The organism is Pseudoalteromonas thalassia (genome assembly GCF_049257215.1).
GTDB lineage: Bacteria > Pseudomonadota > Gammaproteobacteria > Enterobacterales > Alteromonadaceae > Pseudoalteromonas > Pseudoalteromonas lipolytica_C.
Window position 1 is genome coordinate 189,043 of sequence record NZ_JBMMUE010000007.1, and the last position, 8,936, is coordinate 197,978.

Below are 8,936 nucleotides of genomic sequence, written 5' to 3' on the forward strand. Positions count from 1 at the left end.
GCATTATAGCCCATTGCTGCTCTGATTTTTTAGTTATTTTGTCTTTCTTTTTTAGACGTTAATAATTACGCTCAACAATATAGCTAGCAAGGCTTGCCAGCTCGCGGGTGTCGTAATCAATAGCCTCAAGTGCTTTATGAGCCCGAGCCAATAAGTCTTGTGCTTTTTGCTTAGCGCCTGCCATACCTAATAATGCAGGGTAGGTCGCTTTATTGGCCGCAATATCTGAACCTTGCGGTTTGCCTAACGTTTCGGTGTCTGCCTCTACATCGAGAATATCGTCCTGTACCTGAAAAGCCAGACCAATTGCTTGACCAAACAAATTAAGCTGCTTTAACGTTTGCTCATCACATTGCGGCGCGGCCAAAGCCCCCAAGGTAATTGCACAGTTGAGTAATGCGCCAGTTTTAAGTTGATGAATACGTTCTAGTTCTTCGACTGTAATTGCTTTATCAGTGGCTTCAATATCAAGTGCCTGACCACCTACCATACCCTCTATACCTGAGGCTTTGCTTAACGAGGCGATCATTCTTACCTGTTGTGTCGCAGGTACTGCAAACTGATGGTTAGCAATTAAATCAAATGCTAATGTTTGAAGAGCATCACCGGCGAGAATAGCTTGCGCTTCACCATAAACAATATGACAAGTAGGGCGGCCACGCCTTAAGTCATCATCATCCATAGCTGGTAGGTCATCATGAACTAATGAGTAGCTATGAATACACTCAATAGCAGCGGCAAGAATATCAAGGTCAGCTTTGTCAGCTCCCATCATGCGGCCCGTCGCATAAACGAGGTAAGGACGTAAGCGCTTACCACCATTTAAAACGCCGTAATGAGTGGCTTCTTTAATGGTTTTTTCAGTGTTTAGTGGCAGTTCGAAATAGCGGTTTAAATGTGCTTCAACGTCTTCTCGAGCGCGTTGTAATTGTTCTTTTAATTGCACTTAATTAGTCCAAGTTTGAGTCAAAGTTGCTAAGAGGAGCTTGGCTATCGTTACCCATTAATATGGCCACTTTTTGTTCGGCTTGTTGTAATTTTCCAGATGAGGCATTCGCAAGCGCTATACCACGCTCAAACTGTTTTAGCGATTGTTCTAAAGACAGTTCACCTTGCTCCATTTGTGCAACAATCTGAGATAATTCATCCAGTGCTTCTTCAAAACTCAAGTTTTCTGGTTTCTTTGTTGCCATAGTGGCCTCGATAGCTAATAGAAAGTGAGGCCAATTTTAGGGGGAATGCTAAACTAGGTCAAAGAATGATGTGTTTTTTTGCGCATAAAAGGAAATCAATATGCTATTTTTACGGTTTTAGAAGTAGCGGCAACTTGTAGCTTAAAAATCTTACATTAAAATAAAATTAATTCATTTAATGATTTAAGTAATTCAATTGCTTGCCGATAAGCAGTTAATAATAAAAATTTGATGCCGTTGGTGTCGTGTAATTGTTCCTCTGGAGGGGTATGTGGATTTAGCAACCATAATAGGTATTCTTGGTGCCATAGGCTTAATTGCTATGTCGATGGTATTAAGTAGTGACGGCCAAGTTGCAATGTTTTATAACACGCCTTCGGTGGTCATTGTATTTGGTGGTTCGATTTTTATCGTGTTATCGAACTTCACTATGGGGCAGTTTTTGGGCATTGGTAAGGTCGCTGCAAAAGCCTTTATGTTCAAAATTGAATCGCCAGAAGAATTAATTGAAAAAGCAGTAGAATTAGCTGACTCAGCACGTAAAGGTGGTTTCTTAGCATTAGAAGAAGCCGAAATCCCTAATGGCTTTATGCGCAAAGGGGTTGATATGTTAGTGGATGGTCATGATGCTGATGTAGTTCGTGCCACACTGCAAAAAGATATTTCCCTCACCGCTACTCGCCATGAACTTGGTGCAGGTTTATTTAAGTCGCTTGCTGATATCGCTCCTGCGATGGGGATGATAGGCACGCTAATTGGCTTGGTTGCAATGTTATCTAACATGGATGACCCAAAAGCAATTGGTCCTGCAATGGCTGTAGCTCTTTTAACAACACTTTATGGTGCTTTTTTGGCAAACGTTGTTGCAATTCCAATTCAGGTAAAACTAGAGCTGCGTAAAGATGAAGAAGCCCTCAACCAACGTTTAATTCTTGATGCGGTACTGGGTATTCAAGATGGTCAAAACCCGAAAGTCATCGAAGGCATCTTGAAAAACTATTTAGCTGAATCAAAACGCAAAGTCGATACCGAGGAGTAGGGCATGTCAGATCAAGAGTGCAAATGTCCACCTCCGGGGTTACCTGCCTGGATGGGAACCTTCGCAGATTTAATGTCGCTATTAATGTGCTTCTTTGTACTCTTGCTTGCTTTCTCGGAAATGGATGTTCTTAAGTTTAAGCAGATAGCAGGTTCAATGAAGTTTGCTTTTGGTGTACAAAATAAAATTGAAGTAAAAGATATTCCAAAAGGGACCTCGGTCATTGCAATGGAGTTCACTCCGGGCAAACCTGAACCTACTCCTATCGAGACAATTCAACAACAAACCGTAGAGATGACACAACAAATGCTCGAGTTTCAGGCTGGTGATGAAAGCTCTGCAGGTGGTCGTCAAGAACAGCGTGGTAATAAGCGTGGCGGGGAATCACAAAGCACAGCTCAGCAACAAGCAATGGAGCAGTCAATTTCTGCAGCCGATCAAGAGCAAACGAATGAGCTTGTGAAGAAAATTGCCCAACAGCTTGAGCAGCAAATTATGGATGGCGCGATTGAACTTGAGTCACTAGGTCAGCAAATTATTATTCGCATTCGTGAGAATGGTTCATTCCCATCAGGCAGTGCTTTCTTACAGCCTAGGTTTAAACCTATCATTCGTGATATTGCTACGCTGTTAAAAGATGTGCCGGGTGAAATAACCGTGTCAGGGCATACAGATGATTTCCAAGTATCGAATGAGCTTTATACAAACAATTGGGATTTGTCGTCAAAACGTGCGGTGGCAGTTGCTAGCGAAATGGAAAAGGCCCCCGGTTTTGATAAATCTCGTATGATGGTTGTAGGTCACGCAGAAACAAGGCCACTAGTACCGAATGTAACCGATGAAGATCGTAGGCGTAACCGACGAGTCGAGATCTCTATTATGCAAGGTAAGGCGCATGAATCTGAGCCTATTGATGTGAGGCAATAAATCAATTAAAGTGAAACTTCATTAACGGATGTAATGGAGTATACAAATGAAAAAAGTTGATAAATATAGCTATATGCCAGGCAATGGTGATGGCGGTGATGACGATAAAACTGATTAAGGCGCTACATTTTGCCTGACTGGTTTGTAGAAATTAGAGTTATCTTAAGCAATAGCTGGGTGTTCATTTTGAGCCCAGCTATTATTATTTTTTATCTTCGTAAAGATTGGCCTGCTTTTTATTTCTCTGTTATTACTGCTGCTTTTTTCCTTTATGGAACTCTTATTTATTCTGCTTTAAAAGAATTTGATGACATTTATATCTGGCGCTATGTAGTCTGGGCTTTTAATGATATTGCTTGGATGGCAATCATTGCTTATTTAGGTATTAAAGACAAAGTCTACTTATGGCAAAGTGTGTTGGGACAACTTGTTGTTATTATGGCGCCAATTTTACAACTGTTCCGTTTGGTCGACCGCCATCTTTGGGATTTATCATACAGTACCTACATGTATAAGACTCTGCTACCGCTAATCAATATTGGTACTGTGGTCGTTTGTTACCTACCACTTATCTATCTCTTTACTCGACGAAGTCAGCAAGCTTAAGCGATTCCTAAGTTAAAAATCCTGTGCTAGACTACTGTTTATAAAAACAGTATTTAGTGTTGCTTTATGAAACTTTACATTGCCGAAAAACCCTCCCTAGCACGGGCCATTGCAGATGCGCTGCCAAAACCACAGAAAAAACAGGATGGTTATATAGAGCTTGCTAATGGTGATTGTGTTTCTTGGTGTGTAGGGCATTTGCTTGAACAAGCAGAGCCCGATGATTACGATGCAAGTTTTAAAAAGTGGCGATTTGAGCACTTACCTATCGTGCCAGAACAATGGCAATTAAAACCTAAAGCAAAAACCCGTAAACAACTAACTGTATTAAAAAAGCTGATCAAGCAGGCAAGTATCATAGTTCATGCAGGTGACCCTGACCGTGAAGGCCAGCTATTGGTTGATGAAGTAATTGATCAGGTCAAACTAAGCCAAGCTAAAAAACAGCAAATTCAACGACTCTTGATCAGCGATTTAAACTTAAGTGCAGTTAAAAAAGCACTTAATAATTTAAAATCGAATCGTGATTTTATTCCCTTGAGTGTATCTGCTTTAGCTCGCTCGCGTGCTGATTGGCTATTTGGTATGAATTTAACGCGAGCTTATACACTAGCTGGGCAAAAAGCTGGATTTGGTAATGTGTTATCTGTTGGGCGGGTACAAACACCTATTTTAGGTTTAGTTGTAAATCGTGATAATGAAATAGCGAACTTTGTAGCAAAACCTTTTTATGAAGTATTAGCTCATCTTGAAACTGAGCAGCAGCAAACTTTTTCTGTTAAATGGCAGCCAAGTAAAGCATGCGAACCTTATCAAGATGAAGAAGGGCGGGTATTACATAGAGGACTTGCTGAAAATGTTGTGTCACGAATAACTAATCAGCCAGCTAAAGTAGTTGAGCTTGAGCAGAAGCAAAAAAAGCAACAAGCGCCGCTACCTTATAACTTATCAGCTTTACAAATCGATGCGGCAAAAGCGTTTTCAATGCCTGCGCAAAAGGTGCTCGATACCTGTCAAAGTTTATATGAACGTCATAAGTTAATTACTTATCCTCGATCAGATAATCGCTATTTACCAAAAGAGCATCATAAAGATGCAGCTAAAATTATTGCTGCTATTGCTAATAATGAAGGGCAAGCAAGTGAAGCTTGTAAGCAAGCTGATACGAGCAAGCGTAGTAAATGTTTTAATGACAGCAAAGTTGCAGCTCACCACGCGATAGTACCTACCGAAAAACAACTTCGCTCAGCAACATTAAATAGTGATGAACAAAAAGTCTATCGGTTGATCTGTCGTCATTATTTAATCCAGTTTTATCCAGACTATGTATTTAACGAAACCAAAGTAACGGTTGAAATTGCAGGTGGGCTTTTTAAAGCAGCTGCTAAACAAGATGTTAGCCTAGGCTTTAAAACATTGATGGGCAAAACAGAGTTAAAAGATGAGCAAACCTTACCTGCTCTTGAAAAAGGTCAGTTGCTGCATTGCAATCAAGGCGAAGTGATAGACAAAATGACGACACCGCCAGCGCATTTTACTGATGCTACCTTATTAAGTGCTATGACAGGCATCAGCCGGTATGTGAAAGATCCTGAAATTAAAAAGATCCTTAAAGAAACCGATGGCTTAGGCACTGAGGCTACACGGGCAGGTATTCTTGAGCTTTTATTTAAGCGCCGCTTTTTAGAGCGTCAGGGTAAAAACATTTTAGCAACGGCAACAGGAAAAGCACTCATTAGTACATTACCAGAGCAGCTTGCTAGCCCTGATTTAACAGCTAAGTGGGAAGCATCATTAGGGAATATAGCTGAGCAACACATGAGTTATCAGCAGTTTTTAACGCCATTACTGGCAGAGCTGCATGCTTTAGTTGAGCAAGCAAAGCAGTGCGACAGTCAAGTATTTTCCCAATTACCAAAAACGCCGCAAAAGCGACGTTTTAAAAGAAAAGCTAAGCCTAGAGCTAAGTCAGCCTAAACTAGTTTTTGTTGAACAGGGCAACCGCGGCATTACTCATCGCAGTAATCCCAGTCGGGAGCGACTTCTTGTAATCAGGTGCAAACTTACTTGAGTGTAAAGACGGTAATGTTGCGCCAGATTGCATTGCTGCATCATATTGACTCGGTTCAACACCGCCTAACCAAAACAAAGTAATTGGCACGTTTTGTTCTGTACGACCGTATAGACCAAAGTCTTCACCAGCCATTACAGCTTCAGTTTCAAGTACATTGTCTTCACCAATAGCATTAGCAATGGCTGAACGCACTACATTGGTTTGTGCAGGGTTATTGTAAGTCGAAGGAATTGACTCATCTTCATGTACATATACCTCAGGTGCTAAGCTTTCATCAAGTCCGGCACTTAATGCGATGCCTTTAGAAATTCGTTTAATCGCAGCGATTTGTTGCAAGCGTACTTCAGGATTATAGCTACGCAGTGTTAATTGCAGTTTTACTTCATCTGAAATGACATTGTGTTTAGAGCCCCCGTGAATAGAACCTACCGTGATAACCGATGGTTCAAGTGGTGACAATTCGCGACTAGTAATAGTTTGCAGCGCCAACACAATACGTGAAGCAATTACAACAGGGTCTATTGTTGTGTGTGGGTAGGCACCGTGACCGCCTTTACCTTTTACAGTAATATCAACAGAGTCAACGCTTGCCATCGTATATTCTGTTTTCATGCTAACTTTGCCAGCAGGAACACTGGCACTAACATGTAAACCAATAACATGGTCTGGAGTAGGGTACTTAGTAAAGAGCCCTTCTTTCAGCATGGCTTTTGCACCGCCTCCTACTTCTTCTGCTGGCTGTGCCACCATCATTAAAGTGCCTTGCCACTGATCTTTGTGTGTCATTAACTGTTGGGCTGTGCCAATAAATGAACTCATGTGAATATCATGACCACAGCCATGCATTACGCCAACGGTTGCACCAGCATCATTAGTAACAGTTACTTTAGAGGCGTATGGCTTACCAGTTTGTTCAACAATTGGTAAGCCGTCAGTATCAGTGCGGATCATGACCGTAGGGCCATCACCGTTCTTATATATCCCAACAACGCCGTAACCACCCACATTATCTGTAACAGTAAAGCCCAGTTGTTTTAATTGCTTTGCTAACTTTTGGCCTGTTTTCTTTTCGTGGTATGACAACTCAGGAGATTGATGCAAATCTAAATAGAGCTCTTCAATCTCAGGCATGGTTTTTTGAAGATTTAAATCGAGCGTTGTTGCTTGCACGAATGGACTAAGAAGTAATAAAGCTGCAGAAATAGCAGATAATTTCATAATGACCTCGACCCGTAGGACTTGTAATTGTTATGTTTGCCACTATATCAAAACTTAAATACTTATATAGTGCAATCAATCAAATGAATAATATGATAAATCTTACCCCGCAAAATTTGCAGCAAGCACTGGGTGAAACGTCCGCTGAAAAATTAGTGTTACTTACTTTTTACTCTGCACAAAATCCAGAGTGTCATCAACAAGCTGCTATTTTAGAGAAGATCGCACACGAATATGGTGAGCATTTATTAGTAGCAACGTTAGATTGTGATGTTGAGCAGGCACTTGCAAGTCAACTTGCACAGCAAATAGGTTTGCAAGCACTACCCACTCTTGTGATGTTAAAAGACTCAGCGCCTGTTGATATGTTACCTGGTGCTCAAACAGAGCAGCAAATTCGTGATGTGTTAGCAAAGCATTTACCCGCACAACATGAATTATTACTTGAGCAAGCTAAACAAGCGTTAATTAATCAGGATTTAAATAATGCATTTAGTTATGCAAAGCAGGCATACGAGCTAGATCCAAACCATACTCGTGTAAAGTTAGTGTTAGCTGATATCTGTATTCAAATTCATAAGCTAGATGATGCGCAAGCATTACTAGATTCGGTTGCAGAAAATGAACGTGATGCGTATTTCACAAATATCCAAGCTAAATGTGAACAAGCGTTAGCAGCAACAGATTCACCAGAAATAAAAGCACTACAAGCGAAAGTAGAAAAATATCCAAATGATCTTGAGATAAAACTAGAGCTAAGCAATGCCTTAAACATTGCAGGTCGCAAAGAAGAAGCACTTGAGATGTTATTTACTGTGCTTAAAAAAGATCTAAATTATGCGGATGCAAAACCAACATACCTAGAAATCATTGCCTCTTTACCTGATGGTGATGCACTTGCTTCTAAGTATCGCCGTAAATTATATAGTATCTTGTATTAAATCTAGTGTTGATTGATAAAAGCGCCACTTAAATACAGGCGCTTTTTTATTTAAAAAAACTTGCGTATTACCTAATTTCGATAATACTTAAGATCCTCTCGATAAAAGTTGGCTGTATTTTATACAGTAAACTATGTTTTTTACTGCCTTTAGCTTGTTTTTTGCGCGAAAGGTAAGTTTTTAGTAGTTTTCTACAAAAAGTGCTTGCGTTAATTCTTCGCATCCCTATAATGCGCATCCACTGACACGGCGGGCAGCAATGAAAAGCGCTGAACAAACTGACAGAGAGTTAAGTAAAACTTCGGTTTAAAACGGTCTAAAAAGAAAGTTTAAAATTAAGTGTTGACTCAAAAAATTAAGGATGTATTATACGCATCCCTCGAGACGCGAAAGCAACTCGAAACGTTCTTTAACAATATAAAGCAATCATCTGTGTGGGCACTCGTACAGATTGAGTTCTAACAGCAGATTCTAGTTCGCTAGATGACGCAAACAAATTTAGAGTCTCAATTGAACTGAGTGACCAACGGAAACAAGTTTACTTGTTTCAGCACAGTCAATTCGATATCGAAAGGTATCAAAATTCAGAATTCATTGAGCATGTCCTTCGGGACAGAAAAAACTTTTAATTGAAGAGTTTGATCATGGCTCAGATTGAACGCTGGCGGCAGGCCTAACACATGCAAGTCGAGCGGTAACAGAGAGTAGCTTGCTACTTTGCTGACGAGCGGCGGACGGGTGAGTAATGCTTGGGAATATGCCTTATGGTGGGGGACAACAGTTGGAAACGACTGCTAATACCGCATGATGTCTACGGACCAAAGTGGGGGACCTTCGGGCCTCACGCCATAAGATTAGCCCAAGTGGGATTAGCTAGTTGGTGAGGTAATGGCTCACCAAGGCGACGATCCCTAGCTGGTTTGAGAGGATGATCAGCC

The 8,936-nt window shown here is 40.8% G+C and carries 8 protein-coding genes and 1 rRNA gene; 6 read left to right on the forward strand and 3 right to left on the reverse strand.

Translation table 11 applies throughout. From position 1 onward, the window contains the following. Window positions 1-58: 58 nt before the first annotated feature. On the reverse strand, window positions 59-946 hold the full coding sequence (ispA, locus tag AAEU31_RS10715) for a (2E,6E)-farnesyl diphosphate synthase (RefSeq protein WP_135923694.1): 888 nt from the start codon (window positions 944-946) through the stop codon (window positions 59-61). Window positions 947-950: 4 nt separating this feature from the next. Next, entirely contained in the window at window positions 951-1,193 is a 243-nt protein-coding gene (xseB, locus tag AAEU31_RS10720) for an exodeoxyribonuclease VII small subunit (RefSeq protein ID WP_054552565.1), read from the reverse strand. Window positions 1,194-1,464: 271 nt separating this feature from the next. On the opposite strand from xseB, the gene pomA reads away from it, so the two are divergent. From pomA to AAEU31_RS10740, 4 genes are all read left to right on the forward strand, one after another. Next, a complete protein-coding gene (gene pomA / locus AAEU31_RS10725) occupies window positions 1,465-2,232 on the forward strand; it encodes a flagellar motor protein PomA (RefSeq protein ID WP_135923695.1) in 768 nt (255 codons plus the stop codon). 3 nt (window positions 2,233-2,235) lie between these two features. After that, window positions 2,236-3,159: a flagellar motor protein MotB gene (locus AAEU31_RS10730; RefSeq protein WP_135923696.1), complete on the forward strand. Its 924-nt coding sequence runs from the start codon at window positions 2,236-2,238 to the stop codon at window positions 3,157-3,159. A gap of 129 nt (window positions 3,160-3,288) precedes the next feature. After that, the gene (locus AAEU31_RS10735) at window positions 3,289-3,765 is read left to right on the forward strand and encodes a hypothetical protein (protein ID WP_135923697.1); all 477 of its coding nucleotides are present in this window, start codon (window positions 3,289-3,291) and stop codon (window positions 3,763-3,765) included. Window positions 3,766-3,831: 66 nt separating this feature from the next. After that, window positions 3,832-5,742 carry a DNA topoisomerase III gene (locus AAEU31_RS10740; protein WP_421967203.1) on the forward strand — a complete coding sequence of 637 codons (1,911 nt, stop codon included), beginning with the start codon at window positions 3,832-3,834 and terminating at the stop codon, window positions 5,740-5,742. Between the two features lies 1 nt (window position 5,743). On the opposite strand, the gene AAEU31_RS10745 is transcribed toward AAEU31_RS10740, so the two are convergent. After that, entirely contained in the window at window positions 5,744-7,057 is a 1,314-nt protein-coding gene (locus tag AAEU31_RS10745) for a M20 metallopeptidase family protein (RefSeq protein ID WP_421967204.1), read from the reverse strand. A gap of 83 nt (window positions 7,058-7,140) precedes the next feature. Here AAEU31_RS10745 and AAEU31_RS10750 point away from each other — a divergent pair, with 83 nt between their 5' ends. Next, entirely contained in the window at window positions 7,141-7,998 is an 858-nt protein-coding gene (locus tag AAEU31_RS10750) for a tetratricopeptide repeat protein (protein WP_421967205.1), read from the forward strand. Window positions 7,999-8,624: 626 nt separating this feature from the next. Continuing rightward, window positions 8,625-8,936 (forward strand): 16S ribosomal RNA (locus AAEU31_RS10755); the annotation flags it as partial.

Coding starts and splice junctions, on each gene's coding strand:
- AAEU31_RS10745 (WP_421967204.1), bottom strand. CDS start 7,057: ATGAAATTATCTGCTATTTCTGCAGCTTTATTACTTCTTAGTCCATTC.
- AAEU31_RS10740 (WP_421967203.1), top strand. CDS start 3,832: ATGAAACTTTACATTGCCGAAAAACCCTCCCTAGCACGGGCCATTGCA.
- AAEU31_RS10730 (WP_135923696.1), top strand. CDS start 2,236: ATGTCAGATCAAGAGTGCAAATGTCCACCTCCGGGGTTACCTGCCTGG.
- xseB (WP_054552565.1), bottom strand. CDS start 1,193: ATGGCAACAAAGAAACCAGAAAACTTGAGTTTTGAAGAAGCACTGGAT.
- AAEU31_RS10750 (WP_421967205.1), top strand. CDS start 7,141: ATGAATAATATGATAAATCTTACCCCGCAAAATTTGCAGCAAGCACTG.